Genomic DNA, 18,366 nt, shown 5'->3' on the forward strand with positions numbered 1-18,366 from the left:
ATATTAGTAATTTACATAGCTCGCAGATTGTTGAAATGTGATTCTTTACACTTATTCTTCAAGTCCCATTTCAGCTTTTACAACTTCTACGATGCGGTTTACGTAGGTTTCGCATTCCTGTTCAGTTGCTGCTTCTACCATTACGCGAACCAATGGCTCAGTACCCGATGGACGTACAAGGACACGACCATTTCCAGCCATTTCACTTTCTACTTCACTAATAATAGCTGCTACTTTTTCATTTTCTGTTACCGCATGCTTATCTGTCACTCGAACATTTATAAGTTTTTGTGGATAGATTGTCATTTCAGCAGCAAGCTCGGAAAGTTTTTTCCCTGTTACCTTCATAATATTCACGAGCTGTAACCCAGTCAACAAACCGTCACCTGTAGTATTATAGTCAAGGAAAACGATATGTCCTGACTGCTCCCCACCTAGGTTATAGCCATTCTTTTTCATTTCTTCTACTACATATCTATCTCCAACCGCTGTTTTTACACTAGTCATATCATGTGTTTCTAATGCTTTATAGAAGCCCATATTACTCATCACTGTGGAAACAACTGTCCCGTTATTTAAACGTCCATTTGCATGAAGATGTTTGGCACAAATATACATAATTTGGTCACCATCTACAATTTGTCCTTTTTCATCTACTGCAATCAGACGATCTCCATCGCCATCAAAAGCAAGCCCTACGTCTGCTCCTTTTTCTAGAACAAACTTCGCTAAGTTTTCTGGATGCGTAGAACCAACACCATCATTAATATTCAACCCATTTGGTGAAGAACCCATTGTAGATAGATCAGCATCTAAATCAGCAAATACATGTGTTCCAAGAGACGATGTTGAACCATTTGCACAGTCAAGAGCTACATGAATTCCTACAAATTCCTCATCTATTGATTGTTTCAAGTAATGAATATACTTTTGACCACCCTCGAAGTAATCAGATACAGAACCAACATCTGCCCCAGTTGGACGTGGTAATTCATCTATATCTTGGTCTAAAAGCTGCTCAATTTCTTCCTCTTGTCCATCAGATAATTTAAATCCATCCGACCCAAAGAATTTTATACCATTATCTGCCATAGGATTATGAGATGCAGAGATCATTACTCCGGCACTTGCACTCATAGCTCTCGTTAAATAAGCTACAGCTGGTGTACTAACAACACCTAGACGCATTACTTCAACCCCAACAGATAATAGACCAGCAACTAGTGCCCCCTCTAGCATATGACCAGATATACGAGTATCTCGACCAATTAACACTTTTGGACGATCTGTTACATCTTTCGTTAGTATATAACCACCAACTCTACCTAATTTAAATGCAAGTTCTGGTGTTAGTTCTGAGTTTGCTACTCCTCTAACTCCATCTGTACCAAAATATTTTCCCATTTATACTCTCTCCTTAAAATCCTGTTGTACTATCTATAAAGATTCTTTAACTGTTAGGACTGCTTCTTGTTCAGAAGTTTGCCATTCTACATCAGAAGAACCCTCTACTTGTATAGGGAGAGTACTTTCTCCGACTTCGGAATTAGTTGCTTCTACATATACAGATAGATTATTTAATTGAAGCTTATTTAAGGCCTCTGTTGTCCCTTTAGCAACGACTGTCACGATGCCATCCGTAGGTTTTTCAAAAAAACTTATCAGTTGCTCAGGTAAGCCTCTTACGGTTATAGGTACTTGCTCAAATGACTTTTCTGAAATAGTAGAAACAGGTTCTTCCTGTTCCACCGTTTCTTCTGAATCAGGGTCATTCACAACCGTAACATCGCCAGTAATCTCTATTACCTCTTTTGACAGTTTTGTAACCCCTTCTGGTAAAGCTAATTTCATATCAAAGCTACCAGTCTTCTCTATTTTACTTAGATCTACATCAACATTTAGTTGATCTATTTTATCAAGGACTGCTTTTGGTCCATATAATCGAATTGAATCTGTCTTTGTAGTGAGCTCATTTATGGTGACCCCTTCTTTGGGATTACCTTGTTTTACTAGAGCTAACGGTACCACTTTACTATACTCTTCTATTTTCACACTTACGTGAACAGAGCTTGGTTCAACGACAACGTCTAACTTATTTAAGTCAAGATCGAGTACTTTGACTGTTGTATCCTGTTCAAAGGACTTATTCATGCCTTGATCTCCTGCGACTGTTGCTTTTACATAACCTATGCTATTGATAACACTTTTTGCTCCAGTAATGGTTACTTTTTGTGGTTTTACTTCATAGGACTTCACTACATAGTTTTCAGCCAACAATCCTTCATTCATATCTGTTTCAACATTAAACTCTCGAGAAATACGCTCTTCAATCACTACATCTACATATTGAGGATCTGTTCGCACATTAAGCTTTTCTATGAAGTTTTCAGTTGAAACCGGAACTCGATGAGTACCTATAGTTAGTTCCCGAAGATCTACAAAAACTTTAAAATCTTTCATCAACTTAGCCGATAATACTAAGTTTTTAGGACCTTCAACATTTACGTTGACGGTCTTTGGTGGACCAGTTACAACCAGGTTTTCATGGTCATAATAAACTTCTAGAGGGATATCACGAATGACATCAACGTCATTACCACTTGCATTCTTATTATCGCTTTCTAATTCACTTCTCACACTTATAAAAAGTGCGATTGCTAATATTAGTGCAGTTATCCGCAAGAACCATGGATTATTCATCATTTTATCCATTTTGTTTCCCCCTCCATAACCATTTAGAAGAAGTTACTTGCTCTTCCACTGGAAACCAAAGGCGAGTTAAATGGGTCTCAAATTCCTCTAACGATAAATCTCTTCGTAAATCTCCATTGGAGGTTAAACTAATCGCCCCAGTTTCTTCTGAAACAACAATCGTTATCGCATCTGTCACTTCACTTAAACCAATTGCAGCTCGATGCCTCGTACCTAATTCTTTCGATATGAAAGGACTTTCAGACAAAGGCAAATAGGATGCTGCTGAAGCAATTTTATCTTTTTTTATAATAACGGCTCCATCATGAAGTGGAGTATTTGGAATGAATATATTAATAAGAAGCTCTGATGTGATATAAGAGTTTAACGGAATACCCGTTTCTATATAATCGGTCAAACCGGTTTCTCTCTCTATGGAGATGAGGGCACCAATTCTTCTCTTTGCCATATAACTAATCGATTTCGTCATGGCTGTTATGAGTCGACCTTGTTCTTCTTCCAGCTGCATGGTGCTTCTAGAGAATAACTTCCCTCTACCGATCTGTTCAAGTGCTCTTCTTATTTCCGGTTGGAAAATAATAATAATAGCTAAGAACCCAAACTCAATTACTCGATCCAATAACCAGTCAAGCGTATTTAAGCCGAAAAAGTCCGTCACAACTCTTGCAATAACAATCACAAAAATTCCTTTTAACAATTGAACTGCTTTAGTTCCTTTAATCAAGGTAATAACCTTATAAATAACAAACCATACAAATAAAACATCCAAAATATTTACAATAACGTTTACTGGCATAAGGTCTGTAAATTGCTCCATAAACGACATGTGGCATCCCCCACTTTTCCTCACTAATCCATTCTAAATAAGTATAACATAATTACGATAATCCCTCGCTTTTGGAACACAAAAAGTCTATCCAATAATATTTATGGATAGACTTTCATTTCTATTTGTCCTCTTTTTCAAAGAATGACACAACATTCTTCGCACCGTCTTTAATGTGGAACCATAGCCAGTCAAATACTTCATTGATTTCTTCACTAGTTCCGGTAACATTCGCAGTAGAAGCCATATATGCAGTTCCATTGATAATCGTTAAGTTTCCATCTAATTCTCCGTCAATCTGAACATCCCCGTTTCGAACAACCAGATCTCCCTTAACGACTTGTCCTTCAGGTATAATAACTGTTTCTCCTTCTACAAGAACGTTTTCTTGCTTAGTAAAGGAGAATTGTTGCTCATCATTAAAGTTCGTAAAAAGTGCACTACTCATCAATAATAAGAACATTGCAGCAGCTGCAAGAACTGGATGACGTCGCAACCATTTACTAACCCCTGCAGAAGATTTTTCTTTCGGCAATCTAGCTATAACCGAATGATTGAAATCATTTGGTGCCTCTATGTGAGCAGCTCCTTTGACGAAAGCAACAACATCGCTTAACTCATGCATATGAGCCTGGCAAGCTTCGCATGATTGCAAATGAGATTTAAGTTCCAGCTCATGTTCACGGCTGATTTCACCATCTAAATATTCGTGCATAAAGTGAACAATTCGTTCTGGACACGCATTCATCTTGATTCCCTCCTATATTATATATGAGGCTGTCTGCTTAACTGTTTTCTAAGCGCTTCTCGTCCTCTATGAATCCTTGTTTTAACTGTTCCAAGTGGCAAATCTAATATCTCGCTTATTTCTTGCAAAGATAATTCTTCCATATACTTTAATACAATAGCCGATCTATATTTATCGGGAAGTCTACTAATTTCATACTGTATACGTTCCTGTAGTTCCAGTTTCATGAGTTCTTCTTCTGGAAGTTCATCAGAGGCTGCAATTTGAGAATACATATCAAGGCCTTCTGTACCTCTTACTTCTGCATCTAAATAGTAATCCGGCTTTTTTTTACGAATACGATCAATACATAAATTAGTAGCAATTCTATACAGCCAAGTTGAAAATTTTCTTTTTTGATCGAACGTATGAATATTGATGAAAGCACGGACAAACGCCTCTTGAGCTATATCTTCTGCTTCATGACGGTTCCCAAGCATCCTAAAGCACACTTGAAATAGTCTATGCTGATACAGGTCGACAATCTCCGCGAATGCGTCTTTATCACCCTTTAATACTTGTTTTATTCGTTTATTCACTAACGCATCCATCGTGATATCTCGCCTCCGCCCCATGCGGCTGTCTTACCTTTACGTATGAAGGTATCCACAGGTTTCATTTATTTATAATATCTTAATATTATCAAACTTTTCCAACTTTGTCTGGATTATCAAAAAGAAAAAGCAGACAACATGTCCGCTTTTTCTTTTGAGCTATTTAACTTATCTATGAATAATGTTGGTCCCTATATACCCTTCTTAAATAAGGCTTTCTCCTAATAGTGATCCCATTAGTCCTACTGCTACATCAGCTGTTTTATTTTTTTCATCCAAAATTGGATTTACTTCTACGAATTCAGCAGAAGTGATCATATTTGAAGCATAGAGCATTTCCATTGCTAAATGACTTTCTCGATATGAGATCCCACCAGCCACGGGAGTTCCTACGCCGGGTGTATATAGTGGATCTAGACCATCTAAATCGAGTGAAAGATGCACTCCATCAACCTTACGATCCACAAAATACTGAATGGCTTGTGTCATTACTTCAGACATTCCAAGCTTGTCAATTTCATGCATAGAAAATACTTTAATACCTTTTTCTTTGATCAGTTCACGTTCTCCTGGATCTACCGAACGAGCACCTATAATAACAACATTCTCTGGTTTAATCTTCGGTGCAAAATCTCGAATATTCACTAACTCCTCATGTCCTAATCCAATACTTACTGCAAGTGGCATCCCATGAATATTACCAGTCGGCGATGTTTCAGCAGTATTTAAATCGGCATGTGCATCATACCAAATAACTCCCAAGTTTTCATAGCGATCTGCCAATCCAGCAAGTGTTCCTATAGCAATACTATGATCCCCGCCAAGGACTATTGGAAAATTGCCTTCCCCAATAATATTGTGAACTCGGTTAGCAAGTATTGTATTAGCTGCCACCACTTCTTCTAGATTACGTAATTTCGTATTTTGAGATGTCTCTCTTCTACCTATTGCAATGTCCCCTACATCATCTACAGAGTGACCAAGCTCTTGAAGTCTCTCCACTACCCCAGCATATCGTATAGCACTCGGTCCCATATCGACACCTCGTCTATTTTGCCCTAGATCCATTGGGACCCCGATAATTGATATATTTAATTTATTCATAATTTTATGCCCCCTTTAGTTCTTACATCTATTGTAAATGCTAGAGGGTGTTTGGCTCAACCAAGCATAATTACGAATATTTATTCATTAATTGAACTAGCTTGTATTTCACTTCCGACCATTCGCTATCTGTAATAGAGTAGACAACCGCATTTCGAACAAAACCATTAGATCGTATCCGTTCATTTCGCAGTATACCCTCTTTTACACCGCCAATTCGTTCAATTGCCCTTTGAGAAGATACATTTAACTCATCTGTTTTAAACTGAACACGAATTGTCCCCATTTGCTCAAAGCAATACTTTAACAATAAATATTTACACGTCGTATTTACGTGTGTACGCTGATACTGTTTCCCATAGTAAGTAGAGCCTATCTCGCAACTATAATTTGTCTGGTCTATTCCATAAATACGAGTGGTACCCATAATTTCTTTTGTTTCTGTATTTTCTACTACAAATGCAAGAGCTGTCCCCTCAACATTCATTTGGTGAATACCAACTGCCAACCACTTTTCTAGCTGTTGCTTGTTTTCTATTTTATTTAACATAAATTCAAAAATTTTGGGTTCATACAGTTCCCACAATGCTCCACTATCTGAAGTTAGTAATGGACGTAAGGTTACATCCCCATAGGTTAGTGTCTCAGTCAAATTGTACACCTCGCTTTTTATTTCATCATAAAGGAAAATGCACTATATTGAAAAGTATTTTCACCCATAAAAAAACTCTCTCAACTTTAGGTTGAAAGAGTTTTACTATATTTATGGAGCCTAGCGGGATCGAACCGCTGACCTCCTGCGTGCAAGGCAGGCGCTCTCCCAGCTGAGCTAAGGCCCCAATACTATTTGAAAAAGTTGGCTGGGGTACCTGGATTCGAACCAGGGCATGATGGAATCAAAATCCATTGCCTTACCGCTTGGCTATACCCCATTAAACTGGTGGAGGGGGACGGATTCGAACCGCCGAACCCTAAGGAGCGGATTTACAGTCCGCCGCGTTTAGCCACTTCGCTACCCCTCCAAAGCTAAATTTAAATATTATGGTGGAGGATGACGGGCTCGAACCGCCGACCCTCTGCTTGTAAGGCAGATGCTCTCCCAGCTGAGCTAATCCTCCTGGGTTTTATAAAATCTAGTACGTTATAGCATTCCATCTGGAAAAACTATTATACATTCTGTTGAAAGTATTTTCTTATTTAAATGAAAACCAGACAAGAACTATAATATCATATATCTGACATTAGGACAAGTTTTTTCCTTAAAATAAATTAATGAGAAGCTTCCAACCGGATTTGAACCGGTGACCTCTTCCTTACCATGGAAGCACTCTACCTACTGAGCTATGGAAGCAAAACAAAAAAATGGCTCCGAAGGTAGGACTCGAACCTACGACCAATCGATTAACAGTCGATTGCTCTACCACTGAGCTACTTCGGAACGTTTAATTATTTTAAAGTACAAGTATAATTATAGCAACTCTATTTAAAATTTCAAGCCTGTATTAAAAGTATATTTCAACAACTTATGTTACTCTAAAATATATCTTTGACTAGCATATATTTAGATTTTTTTTATGTTAATAAAACAGGAATTTATAAATTTTAATCGTTTGTATTCACTAATAGCTACTTAAGAAAAGCACGAAAAGTCGTTGCCGACTCTATCAATAACGTTTTTTGCACGCAGCATTAAAGTCTTCGTAAGCGACACTCGCTCGCTTCTCACGTATACCTACGCTTCTAGCCCTCTCTATTTTCTCAGTAACTGCCTGCAGCTTATTTTAATTCTGTAAACACAAAGAAGTCGTTACCGATATAACTCGGTAACGACTTCTTTTTGGTGCCCAGCGACGTCCTACTCTCACAGGGGGAAACCCCCAACTACCATCGGCGCTGAAGAGCTTAACTTCCGTGTTCGGTATGGGAACGGGTGTGACCTCTTCGCCATCATCACTAGACTTATTCGGCTTCCAATATACGGCGCATTGCGTTGTCAACTTCATTCGATCTGTCAGTCACGTACGTTAGTACGTTCCTTCCTTCTCTCACTTGTTTCCTAGCACTGCTTGTATCTTGAAACCCTCATGTAAACTAGAGTGCTTGTTCACTCAAAACTGGATAAACGACATTGTTACGTTAAACAAATTTGGTTAAGTCCTCGATCGATTAGTATTCGTCAGCTGCACGTGTCGCCACGCTTCCACCCCGAACCTATCTACCTCATCGTCTTTGAGGGATCTTACTTACTTGCGTAATGGGAAATCTCATCTTGAGGGGGGCTTCGTGCTTAGATGCTTTCAGCACTTATCCCGTCCACACATAGCTACCCAGCGATGCTCTTGGCAGAACAACTGGTACACCAGCGGTGTGTCCATCCCGGTCCTCTCGTACTAAGGACAGCTCCTCTCAAATTTCCTACGCCCACGACGGATAGGGACCGAACTGTCTCACGACGTTCTGAACCCAGCTCGCGTACCGCTTTAATGGGCGAACAGCCCAACCCTTGGGACCGACTACAGCCCCAGGATGCGATGAGCCGACATCGAGGTGCCAAACCTCCCCGTCGATGTGGACTCTTGGGGGAGATAAGCCTGTTATCCCCGGGGTAGCTTTTATCCGTTGAGCGATGGCCCTTCCATGCGGAACCACCGGATCACTAAGCCCGTCTTTCGACCCTGCTCGACTTGTAGGTCTCGCAGTCAAGCTCCCTTCTGCCTTTACACTCTTCGAATGATTTCCAACCATTCTGAGGGAACCTTTGGGCGCCTCCGTTACACTTTAGGAGGCGACCGCCCCAGTCAAACTACCCGCCTGACACTGTCTCCTACCCGGGTTACGGGTATGGGTTAGAATTTCAATACAACCAGGGCAGTATCCCACCGACGCCTCCTCCGAAGCTGGCGCTCCGGGCTCTAAGGCTCCTGCCTATCCTGTACAAGTTGCACCAAAATTCAATATCAAGCTATAGTAAAGCTCCACGGGGTCTTTCCGTCCTGTCGCGGGTAACCTGCATCTTCACAGGTACTATAATTTCACCGAGTCTCTCGTTGAGACAGTGCCCAGATCGTTACGCCTTTCGTGCGGGTCGGAACTTACCCGACAAGGAATTTCGCTACCTTAGGACCGTTATAGTTACGGCCGCCGTTTACTGGGGCTTCAATTCGCACCTTCGCTTGCGCTAAGCACTCCTCTTAACCTTCCAGCACCGGGCAGGCGTCAGCCCATATACTTCACCTTACGGTTTTGCATAGACCTGTGTTTTTGCTAAACAGTCGCCTGGGCCTATTCACTGCGGCTCTTCTAGGCTATGAACCCAAAAGAGCACCCCTTCTCCCGAAGTTACGGGGTCATTTTGCCGAGTTCCTTAACGAGAGTTCTCTCGCTCACCTTAGGATTCTCTCCTCGACTACCTGTGTCGGTTTGCGGTACGGGCACCTTTCACCTCGCTAGAGGCTTTTCTTGGCAGTGTGAAATCAGGAACTCTAGACATACGTCCTCGCCATCACAGCTCAATGTTAAAGAATGCGGATTTGCCTACATTCACACCTTACTGCTTGGACATGCATAACCAACAGCATGCTTACCCTATCCTTCTGCGTCCCCCCATTACTCAAACGGTGGTTTGGTGGTACAGGAATATCAACCTGTTATCCATCGCCTACGCCTATCGGCCTCGGCTTAGGTCCCGACTAACCCTGAGCGGACGAGCCTTCCTCAGGAAACCTTAGTCATACGGTGGACGGGATTCTCACCCGTCTTTCGCTACTCATACCGGCATTCTCACTTCTAAGCGCTCCACCAGTCCTTCCGGTCTGACTTCAACGCCCTTAGAACGCTCTCCTACCACTGATACCAAAGGTATCAATCCACAGCTTCGGTGATTTGTTTAGCCCCGATACATTTTCGGCGCAGCGTCACTCGACCAGTGAGCTATTACGCACTCTTTAAATGATGGCTGCTTCTAAGCCAACATCCTGGTTGTCTAAGCAACGCCACATCCTTTTCCACTTAACAAATACTTTGGGACCTTAGCTGGTGGTCTGGGCTGTTTCCCTCTTGACTACGGATCTTATCACTCGCAGTCTGACTCCCAAACATAAATCATTGGCATTCGGAGTTTGTCTGAATTCGGTAACCCGGGATGGGCCCCTAGTCCAAACAGTGCTCTACCTCCAAGATTCTAACGTTTGAGGCTAGCCCTAAAGCTATTTCGGAGAGAACCAGCTATCTCCAGGTTCGATTGGAATTTCTCCGCTACCCACACCTCATCCCCGCACTTTTCAACGTGCGTGGGTTCGGACCTCCAGTAAGTGTTACCTTACCTTCATCCTGGACATGGGTAGATCACCTGGTTTCGGGTCTACGACCACATACTCATTCGCCCTATTCAGACTCGCTTTCGCTGCGGCTCCGTCTTCTCGACTTAACCTTGCATGGGATCGTAACTCGCCGGTTCATTCTACAAAAGGCACGCTATCACCCATTAACGGGCTCTAACTACTTGTAGGCACACGGTTTCAGGATCTATTTCACTCCCCTTCCGGGGTGCTTTTCACCTTTCCCTCACGGTACTGGTTCACTATCGGTCACTAGGTAGTATTTAGCCTTGGGAGATGGTCCTCCCAGATTCCGACGGAATTTCACGTGTTCCGCCGTACTCAGGATACACTCAAGAGAGAATGAATTTTAGACTACGGGGCTTTTACCCTATCCTGCGGACCTTTCCAGATCGCTTCGTCTAACTCATTCCTTTGTAACTCTATGTAGAGTGTCCTACAACCCCAAAAGGCAAGCCTTTTGGTTTGGGCTATTCCCGTTTCGCTCGCCGCTACTCAGGGAATCGAATTTTCTTTCTCTTCCTCCAGGTACTTAGATGTTTCAGTTCCCTGGGTGTGTCTCAGATGCGCTATGTATTCACGCAAATGTACTGCTCCATTACGAACAGTGGGTTTCCCCATTCGGAAATCTCCGGATCAAAGCTCACTTACAGCTCCCCGAAGCATATCGGTGTTAGTGCCGTCCTTCGTCGACTCCTAGTGCCAAGGCATTCACCGTGCGCCCTTATTAACTTAACCTAAAAGTTAAAAAGTCTTACACGTCGTGATTACGTAAATAATCACAACAGAATTTCTTGTTGTTTATTGTTTCAATGTCGTTTTATCCAGTTTTCAAAGAACAAGAGTTGAATCTTCATATAAAATGAACATTCAAAACTGAACTGCAAAACGTTAAGATACGAATAAAAATTCGTATTCCGATATTATCCTTAGAAAGGAGGTGATCCAGCCGCACCTTCCGATACGGCTACCTTGTTACGACTTCACCCCAATCATCTGTCCCACCTTCGGCGGCTGGCTCCCGTAAGGGTTACCCCACCGACTTCGGGTGTTACAAACTCTCGTGGTGTGACGGGCGGTGTGTACAAGGCCCGGGAACGTATTCACCGTGGCATGCTGATCCACGATTACTAGCGATTCCGGCTTCATGTAGGCGAGTTGCAGCCTACAATCCGAACTGAGAACGGTTTTATGGGATTTGCTCACCCTCGCGGGGTTGCGACCCTCTGTACCGTCCATTGTAGCACGTGTGTAGCCCAGGTCATAAGGGGCATGATGATTTGACGTCATCCCCACCTTCCTCCGGTTTATCACCGGCAGTCACCTTAGAGTGCCCAACTAAATGCTGGCAACTAAGATCAAGGGTTGCGCTCGTTGCGGGACTTAACCCAACATCTCACGACACGAGCTGACGACAACCATGCACCACCTGTCACCGCTGTCCCCGAAGGGAAAAGCCTATCTCTAGGCCGGTCAGCGGGATGTCAAGACCTGGTAAGGTTCTTCGCGTTGCTTCGAATTAAACCACATGCTCCACCGCTTGTGCGGGCCCCCGTCAATTCCTTTGAGTTTCAGTCTTGCGACCGTACTCCCCAGGCGGAGTGCTTAATGCGTTAGCTGCAGCACTAAGGGGCGGAAACCCCCTAACACTTAGCACTCATCGTTTACGGCGTGGACTACCAGGGTATCTAATCCTGTTTGCTCCCCACGCTTTCGCGCCTCAGCGTCAGTTACAGACCAGAAAGCCGCCTTCGCCACTGGTGTTCCTCCAAATCTCTACGCATTTCACCGCTACACTTGGAATTCCGCTTTCCTCTTCTGTACTCAAGTCCCCCAGTTTCCAATGACCTTCCACGGTTGAGCCGTGGGATTTCACATCAGACTTAAAGGACCGCCTGCGCGCGCTTTACGCCCAATAATTCCGGACAACGCTTGCCACCTACGTATTACCGCGGCTGCTGGCACGTAGTTAGCCGTGGCTTTCTAATGAGGTACCGTCAAGGTACGAGCAGTTACTCTCGTACTTGTTCTTCCCTCACAACAGAGTTTTACGATCCGAAAACCTTCTTCACTCACGCGGCATTGCTCCATCAGACTTTCGTCCATTGTGGAAGATTCCCTACTGCTGCCTCCCGTAGGAGTCTGGGCCGTGTCTCAGTCCCAGTGTGGCCGATCACCCTCTCAGGTCGGCTACGCATCGTCGCCTTGGTGAGCCGTTACCTCACCAACTAGCTAATGCGCCGCGGGCCCATCCTGTAGTGACAGCCGAAACCGTCTTTTAACATCTCCCCATGAGAGGAAATGGATTATTCGGTATTAGCCCCGGTTTCCCGGAGTTATCCCAATCTACAGGGCAGGTTGCCCACGTGTTACTCACCCGTCCGCCGCTAAATCAGAAGAAGCAAGCTTCTTCGTCATTCGCTCGACTTGCATGTATTAGGCATGCCGCCAGCGTTCGTCCTGAGCCAGGATCAAACTCTCCATAATAGTTCCTTCCGATATGCAGAGCACATCGGAAGGAACAAATTAGAACTAGTTTAAAAGCTCATTTTGTTTTGCTGGCATCATCATTAAATGATGTCCAAAATTGTTTTGCTATCATACTAACAAGTAGTTGAAAGCTATGTTTCTTAACGTTTTGCATGTTCAGTTTTCAATGTTCATGTTGTTTAAGTGTCGTCTTGTTTCAGCGACCTTTGTATCTTAACATCTTTTTAACATTAATGTCAACACTAAATCATAAAATTAATTAAAACGATTTGAAAAGGTGTGTGTCCCTTGAAAAAATTAGCTGTCTTAGTTGGTTTAGTAATAGTTTTAGGATTGGTTTTATTTAATGTACCAAAACAAATGCCATCGCTGCTCCCTGTTTTTCAGCTCACAGAAAAACCTGCTGTTATTTCAAAAGGTTCGTACGGCAATACAATTACAATAGATTTAACTTTTGGAAGGGATGACGTAGAAAAGTTTGTAACCGAATTACAAGCTCCTTATCCACATTTTTTTATAAGTATCGAATGGATTGAGCGATCTGAGGAAATTATAGAAGTAATGAAAGATAAAAATATACCTATCAGCCTCTTAGGTAAAAATGGATCAACTTATATAGAAAATCCCACTTTGTTTAAAAAAGAGGTTAAACAATTCGAACAAGTAATTGGGGAAAAACCACTTTGGTTTAGAACAATCGATTATGAGTTTCCTATTGAATTACAAAAGGACGCGTGGGGACAGGAAGTAAATTTGCTTAGTTCTAGTAAGTACTGGTCCAACAAAGTTCCAAGTTTTGAAAAGGGAGACATTCTATCTATTCCTCTACACCAAAACGAACGAATTGATATTCAACAATTAACAAAGATCGTTCAATCCACAGAAATGATTACCATTGAACAAAATATATTTGGCTTAAAAGTAAAAACTAAAACCTTTCCAAATTAAAAATTAATTAGCACAAAGAAAAAAAGTAATATAAAAGTTGCTCCGACAATCAGTCGGAGCAACTTTTATTAGTTCTTAGCAGATGCTGCTTCTCTTCTTTTCTTTCTTCGTTCTTCTAATTTCAACCGATCCACTTCTGACTGCGCGTTATATTTTGGCAAAGCCAGTAATTGGTATGCATTCACAGCAAGAATTGGGAATAATAAAAGTGTAACCCAACTATCGACATTATCTGCTCGTACCATTAATACCGGTAGCCACTCCAAAGTAGAAATGACAATCATAAAAAACAAAGCAGAGATGAGTGCATGCTTTTTCGTTAGATTTGCTTTAACGACTGCTACTACTACTGATGTAATGATTAAGACCGCAAGTAAGATAACGTATAGCCATATTTGAGCAGTAGTTTCTGCATTAGGTCTAAAACGGAACATGATCAAATCAAAAATAACGAATGCAATAATTAATAACTGTACCCAATTCCACAAAGTAAGAGTTCTAAAAATATTTACTCCCATTTGGTGAACGGTTAAATAGGCAAAGAAACCCATTTGAGCAATTACACTTATTGTAAAGCCCATTACTACCATAAAGGCAAAGGCAGCAAAGAATTCACTCCATTGTCCCGCTTCAAAATATACGGAAAAAGCATCATCCCAACGTATAAATAAACCAAAAATACCTGTGATTAAACCGCCAATTAACAAGGCATTTAGAAAGAATTTGAACCAATTTCTAATAGTCACTGCAATATTTCCTCCATATTTTCTATTTCCTTTATAAAGTGTAACAAGCCTTTTAGGAAAAATCTATTTCTTCCTACTGACTATACATATTTCCAAACCAAATGTGAACAATAATCGAAAGGATGGTGAACGGATATATGAAATACTTCGCACTATTATTAATGAGTATTGGATTTCTTGCTAGTTGTAGTTCTCCCGCTGCTCAGCCTTCTTATGAAGAAAACAAAAAAATGTTCATCGATGCTCTACAGACAGAGGATGGTAAAAAAGCGATTCGCACATTATTATCAGATCCTCAATTTAAGGAACTACTTGTATTGGACAGCGAACAAGTGAAAACTTCGGTGGAAGAAACGATGCTTTCAAAAGAAGCAGAGGACTTTTGGAAGGAAGTTTATTCGGACCCCAAATTTTCAGAAACAATGGCTAAGAGTATGGTTAAGCAACAAGAGGAATTGATGAAAGCCTTAATGAAGGACCCTACTTATTTAAAGGACTTAGAAAGCTTTTTTGGTTCAGCAGAGATGAAAAAAGAATTAGGAAAAGTATTGGAATCCAGCGATATGAGAAAAGAAATACAAAAAGTAGTGGAAGAGACTATTCAAAGCCCATTGCTACAAGCTAAATGGCAAAAACTAGTCGAGGAAGCTGGAGGTAAATCTGAAAAAGGTGGAGCAGAAGGAGGAGGAGGAGAATCCGGGTCCTCTGAAGAAGATAAGAAAAAAGAAGAAGAAAAATAAGGCCGCTCCACTAAGGAAACGGCCTCTTTTTTATGCTTTTTCAATAACTTTTTGTGCAATTTCCAGATAGATTTTCCCTGTATTATGTGTTTCATCATAAACGGATGGAGCAAAATCAATGTCGTTCCAGTCCGGTTGCCCTAAAGGTAGTTGCCCAAGTAATTCAGTACGAAGCTCATCGGCAAGCTTTGGACCTCCACCTTTACCAAACACAAATTCTTTTTCCCCTGTAGATTTAGACTCATACCATGACATATTCTCTATTACACCGAGAATTTCATGGTCTGTTTGAAGAGCCATTGCCCCTGCTCTAGCAGCAACGAATGCAGCTGTCGGATGTGGTGTAGTTACGACGATCTCTTTTGATGTAGGTAGCATTTGGTGAATATCTAAAGCCACATCTCCAGTACCTGGTGGTAAGTCTAGTAGAAGAAAGTCTAACTCTCCCCATTCAACATCTTTGAAGAACTGGTCCAGTACTTTTCCAAGCATTGGCCCTCTCCATACTACTGGTGTATTATTCTCTACAAAGAAGCCCATAGAGATTACTTTAACGCCTTTGCGTTCTACCGGAATGATCCGATCTTCAATGATTTGCGGGATATCTTTTACGCCCATCATATCTGGTACACTGAATCCATAAATATCCGCGTCTACAAGCCCTACTTTTTTACCTAATCGAGCAAGTGCCACAGCTAAGTTAACGGATACGGTAGATTTACCTACGCCACCTTTACCAGAAGCTATAGAAATAATTTTAACTTTGCTGTTTGGAGAAAGAATGTTTTCATTATCACTTTCTTTTGTTTTCCCTCGGAATTGTTCCAGTACCTCTTTAGGTAATTCCTCAAAACGAATACCTACTGTTGCTGCTCCAGCTTCTTTTAAAACTTCCACAACTTTTCCTTGTAGTTGCATTTGTTCAGCAGAATTTATTTTAGCTATAGCTAACTTTACACTTACATGATTTTTTTCTTCTTTAATTGACACTTCGGATATCCCGTTTGTTTCTTCTAATGTTCTATGTAAAAACGGGTCGTTTAATGCTCCTAGCAATGTACGAACTTGTTGCTCATTAATCATCTGTAGACACTCCCCTTAAGTTTAACTATTCGCCTCATAGTATACCATAATAGAGTGTCTACAATACGCTACTTTGTCTTAGTAAATATTATCCTCAACAAATTGAACTACACCTTCAGATATAGCTTCCACCATTTGCTTTTGATACTTTTCAGACTTTAGTAATTCCCGCTCTTCGTTATTACTTAAAAAACCAGTCTCTACTAATACTGCTGGTGCATTTGCTTTCTTCAAAATATATACCTGCTTAATCGCTAGTGCTTCTCGTTCTGTGTTTCCAATCTTTTCTCTAATAGAACCTTGGATAGATTTAGCTAATAATTCTCCACCCGCGTGCCCTTCCGCATGATAAAAGACTTGAGCACCTCTCCATCTTTCCTCTGGAACTGCGTTCACGTGCAAACTTATGACTATGTCCGCCTCTGAGTTATTCATAATTTCTTCACGTAACAATAGGTCGGCAACCTTTCTAGCTCTCGTAGTCGGAAAATCTTCATCCGGCTTGTGCTCAGCTATAGCATCACCTTCTTTGCTGCGCGTCATAATTACTGTCGCACCCTGTGACTTTAACTTTTTCTCTAGCTTCAATGACATAGCGAGTGTTATATCTCGCTCAACTGTATCCCCGTTACTAGCCCCACCATCAATTCCCCCATGCCCTGGATCAATGACAATTCTTACTCCACTCATAGGTTCAGGCAAGAAGAAACCAATATCACTCGCTTTTGTTCCATACACAACTGCAAGAAGGGATATCAAAAACAAAACCAAGATAATTAGCCATTTTTTCAGGTTCATCGCTCCTTTTTCACTCATTATACGTACAAAGGACAAATAGTATGATTAGAATTGTCCACGTATTTTTGAACTATAATAGAACGATGGGATTGCCAGTAAAGTAACTACCGAAATGATGAAAAAGACTAAAGCACCGCTGCTCATTGTATCTAACAGTACTCCACCTAGGCTCGGACCCACTATTCGACCGACAGACTTTACACCGGAAAGAGCGAAGTAAGTACCCTTCTCCTGATCCTCACACATTCCATCCAAATGGATATCGACCATGGTAAATACTAATACTTCGCCAGCAGTAAAAATAACCATCGCGGCTATCAACCATAAAATTGAATCACTTTGCCCAAAGAAAAATAATCCCATAGACAATAACCCACTTCCAATCATTAAGGAAGTAGTGGTGCTTATCAATTCTCCAAGCTTGTAAACGAAGTACTGAATGACTAATACAGTAATAGCATTTGTAGTTATGAGCCAAGCAAAGTATTGTATCGCTAGTTCATGGTGAAAGGACTTCCCTAAGTATTGACTAAAAGTGGAGTCAAACTGACTATATCCGAAGCTAATAAATATCAATGCCAACACAAAAATTAAAAAACTAGTATCCTTTTTAAAGACATGAAACGAATGAAATATTGACGGCTTCGTTGTGCTGATCGGATTCAGTTTCAACGGTATAATGATGAAGATCAATATATTAAGTAAGAAAATAAAACCTACAATAAAAAATAAGTTCGCCATTCCATACTGTTGAAAGTATACAGAAGTAAGCGGTGCAATTGCCGCAGATATATTAATCAAAAAGTAACGCATATTAAATATTAACCGTCGATTTTCCGGCTCTGTATATAAACTCAGTAATACTCGATAAGTAGGCTCCACCACTGCTTGACTTACTCCAAGCAAAGCAGCAAATGCGATAAACCCTGAATAATGCTCGATAAAAGGGAAATAAAAATAACAGATTAAATATCCAATGAGCCCAATAATAATGACTTTGTTTTTCGGATACTTATCAATATATGGTCCTACAAAAAAACTCATTACCAAATTGGATAGAGCCAAAGTTGATATAATCGTTCCAATTTGCATGCCCGAGTAGTGGAATTCGTCGAGCAGAAAAAGCGTTAAATAAGGCAACACTAAAAACGTTCCAAAACGAGCAATAAAAATACTAACAAGAATTGTGCTCGTGACAATATTAAATTTGCTTCTCATACATTTCCTCTTTTTCTTTCTAT

13 protein-coding genes, 6 tRNA genes and 3 rRNA genes are annotated in these 18,366 nt (G+C 41.1%); 2 read left to right on the forward strand and 20 right to left on the reverse strand.

Annotation, left to right across the window (positions count from 1 at the left end; translation table 11 throughout):
* Nucleotides 1-51 precede the first annotated feature (51 nt).
* The 16 genes from glmM to MHI47_RS18445 all read right to left on the reverse strand — a co-directional run bounded on the left by glmM (nt 52) and on the right by MHI47_RS18445 (nt 12,807).
* On the reverse strand, nt 52-1,404 hold the full coding sequence (glmM, locus tag MHI47_RS18370) for a phosphoglucosamine mutase (protein WP_093537358.1): 1,353 nt from the start codon (nt 1,402-1,404) through the stop codon (nt 52-54).
* Nucleotides 1,405-1,437: 33 nt separating this feature from the next.
* A complete protein-coding gene (locus MHI47_RS18375) occupies nt 1,438-2,712 on the reverse strand; it encodes a CdaR family protein (protein WP_340831827.1) in 1,275 nt (424 codons plus the stop codon).
* Nucleotides 2,705-3,538, reverse strand: coding sequence for a diadenylate cyclase CdaA (gene cdaA / locus MHI47_RS18380; protein ID WP_093537356.1), 834 nt, complete (start codon nt 3,536-3,538; stop codon nt 2,705-2,707). The genes MHI47_RS18375 and cdaA overlap by 8 nt, the downstream gene beginning before the upstream one ends.
* Before the next feature lie 121 nt (nt 3,539-3,659).
* Nucleotides 3,660-4,286, reverse strand: a complete 627-nt coding sequence (locus MHI47_RS18385) for a zf-HC2 domain-containing protein (RefSeq protein WP_093537355.1) — start codon at nt 4,284-4,286, stop codon at nt 3,660-3,662.
* Nucleotides 4,287-4,303: 17 nt separating this feature from the next.
* On the reverse strand, nt 4,304-4,876 hold the full coding sequence (gene sigW, locus MHI47_RS18390; protein ID WP_093537354.1) for an RNA polymerase sigma factor SigW: 573 nt from the start codon (nt 4,874-4,876) through the stop codon (nt 4,304-4,306).
* Nucleotides 4,877-5,083: 207 nt separating this feature from the next.
* On the reverse strand, nt 5,084-5,983 hold the full coding sequence (rocF, locus tag MHI47_RS18395) for an arginase (RefSeq protein WP_340831830.1): 900 nt from the start codon (nt 5,981-5,983) through the stop codon (nt 5,084-5,086).
* A 70-nt stretch (nt 5,984-6,053) separates the two neighbouring features.
* Nucleotides 6,054-6,644 carry a GNAT family N-acetyltransferase gene (locus MHI47_RS18400; protein ID WP_340831832.1) on the reverse strand — a complete coding sequence of 197 codons (591 nt, stop codon included), beginning with the start codon at nt 6,642-6,644 and terminating at the stop codon, nt 6,054-6,056.
* 105 nt (nt 6,645-6,749) lie between these two features.
* Nucleotides 6,750-6,822, reverse strand: a tRNA-Ala gene (locus tag MHI47_RS18405).
* 18 nt (nt 6,823-6,840) lie between these two features.
* Nucleotides 6,841-6,915, reverse strand: a tRNA-Gln gene (locus MHI47_RS18410).
* A gap of 6 nt (nt 6,916-6,921) precedes the next feature.
* Nucleotides 6,922-7,005: transfer RNA gene (locus MHI47_RS18415), tRNA-Tyr, on the reverse strand.
* A 20-nt stretch (nt 7,006-7,025) separates the two neighbouring features.
* A tRNA-Val gene (locus tag MHI47_RS18420) sits at nt 7,026-7,101 on the reverse strand.
* A 160-nt stretch (nt 7,102-7,261) separates the two neighbouring features.
* A tRNA-Thr gene (locus tag MHI47_RS18425) sits at nt 7,262-7,334 on the reverse strand.
* 12 nt (nt 7,335-7,346) lie between these two features.
* Nucleotides 7,347-7,421, reverse strand: a tRNA-Asn gene (locus MHI47_RS18430).
* A 404-nt stretch (nt 7,422-7,825) separates the two neighbouring features.
* Nucleotides 7,826-7,941: ribosomal RNA gene (gene rrf, locus MHI47_RS18435) — 5S ribosomal RNA — on the reverse strand.
* Between the two features lie 188 nt (nt 7,942-8,129).
* Nucleotides 8,130-11,058: ribosomal RNA gene (locus tag MHI47_RS18440) — 23S ribosomal RNA — on the reverse strand.
* Nucleotides 11,059-11,253: 195 nt separating this feature from the next.
* A 16S ribosomal RNA gene (locus MHI47_RS18445) occupies nt 11,254-12,807 on the reverse strand.
* Together the 16S, 23S and 5S rRNA genes with 6 tRNA genes alongside form the textbook arrangement of a ribosomal RNA operon.
* A gap of 291 nt (nt 12,808-13,098) precedes the next feature.
* On the opposite strand from MHI47_RS18445, the gene MHI47_RS18450 reads away from it, so the two are divergent.
* Entirely contained in the window at nt 13,099-13,758 is a 660-nt protein-coding gene (locus MHI47_RS18450; protein ID WP_093537829.1) for a hypothetical protein, read from the forward strand.
* Nucleotides 13,759-13,826: 68 nt separating this feature from the next.
* On the opposite strand, the gene MHI47_RS18455 is transcribed toward MHI47_RS18450, so the two are convergent.
* On the reverse strand, nt 13,827-14,504 hold the full coding sequence (locus tag MHI47_RS18455; RefSeq protein ID WP_093537830.1) for a KinB-signaling pathway activation protein: 678 nt from the start codon (nt 14,502-14,504) through the stop codon (nt 13,827-13,829).
* Between the two features lie 137 nt (nt 14,505-14,641).
* On the opposite strand from MHI47_RS18455, the gene gerD reads away from it, so the two are divergent.
* Nucleotides 14,642-15,244 (forward strand): spore germination lipoprotein GerD, encoded by a 603-nt coding sequence (gene gerD, locus MHI47_RS18460; protein WP_093537831.1) that lies wholly within the window; start codon nt 14,642-14,644, stop codon nt 15,242-15,244.
* Nucleotides 15,245-15,274: 30 nt separating this feature from the next.
* Here the strand turns inward: gerD and MHI47_RS18465 are convergent, their stop codons facing one another.
* The 3 genes from MHI47_RS18465 to MHI47_RS18475 form a co-directional block, all read right to left on the reverse strand.
* Nucleotides 15,275-16,327 (reverse strand): Mrp/NBP35 family ATP-binding protein, encoded by a 1,053-nt coding sequence (locus MHI47_RS18465; protein WP_093537832.1) that lies wholly within the window; start codon nt 16,325-16,327, stop codon nt 15,275-15,277.
* 78 nt (nt 16,328-16,405) lie between these two features.
* Nucleotides 16,406-17,119: an N-acetylmuramoyl-L-alanine amidase gene (locus MHI47_RS18470; protein ID WP_093538023.1), complete on the reverse strand. Its 714-nt coding sequence runs from the start codon at nt 17,117-17,119 to the stop codon at nt 16,406-16,408.
* A 51-nt stretch (nt 17,120-17,170) separates the two neighbouring features.
* Nucleotides 17,171-18,343 (reverse strand): MFS transporter, encoded by a 1,173-nt coding sequence (locus tag MHI47_RS18475; RefSeq protein ID WP_340831833.1) that lies wholly within the window; start codon nt 18,341-18,343, stop codon nt 17,171-17,173.
* Between the last annotated feature and the right edge of the window lie 23 nt (nt 18,344-18,366).

Origin of the sequence: Psychrobacillus sp. FSL H8-0487, assembly GCF_038008385.1 — a bacterium.
In the GTDB taxonomy this organism is placed as follows: Bacteria; Bacillota; Bacilli; order Bacillales_A; family Planococcaceae; genus Psychrobacillus; species Psychrobacillus psychrotolerans.